The organism is Legionella quateirensis (assembly GCF_001467955.1).
In the GTDB taxonomy this organism is placed as follows: Bacteria; Pseudomonadota; Gammaproteobacteria; order Legionellales; family Legionellaceae; genus Legionella; species Legionella quateirensis.
The window spans coordinates 1-605 of record NZ_LNYR01000041.1; positions in this window are offsets into that span (position 1 = coordinate 1).

Below are 605 nucleotides of genomic sequence, written 5' to 3' on the forward strand. Positions count from 1 at the left end.
AAATTTTACTGCACTTTTTTATAATTAAAATTGTTACCCATGTCCCGTTACAAGTGTTACCTATGTACCGCTGCTATACACAAGGCGGAGGGTCCAGGAATGGAACGCCTTAAAGATCAATAATGGACCCTCCGCCTTCGCGGAGGGGGACGGAGATGGGATAGCGAAGGGTGACGAGATGGGATAGCGAAGGGGGACGTGGATGGGGTGCGGAGGGTGACGGAGATGAGATGCGGAGGGTGACGGAGATGGGATGCGGAAGGTCCACTCTTTATCATTGTGTTTGTGATTCATATAACCGCATTATTCGTGTGTACCCAGACCTTTTTAATGAGATTCAATGTAATACTAGAATGTAACTTTCCCCTTTTTTATTAGTTGCAATCTACTGATATGAATATTTTTTTATGGTTTTTCGGTATCAAAATTACCATACATGGACCCTCCGCCTTCGCGGAGGGGGACGGAGATGGGGTGCGGAGAGTGACTGAGATGGGGTGCGGAGGGTGACGGAGATGAGATGCGGAGGGTTACCGCAGTGTTTTACCAATTGACGATCCCGAATTACACCATATCAATGGATTTATCCAAATGAAAAGTCTGGA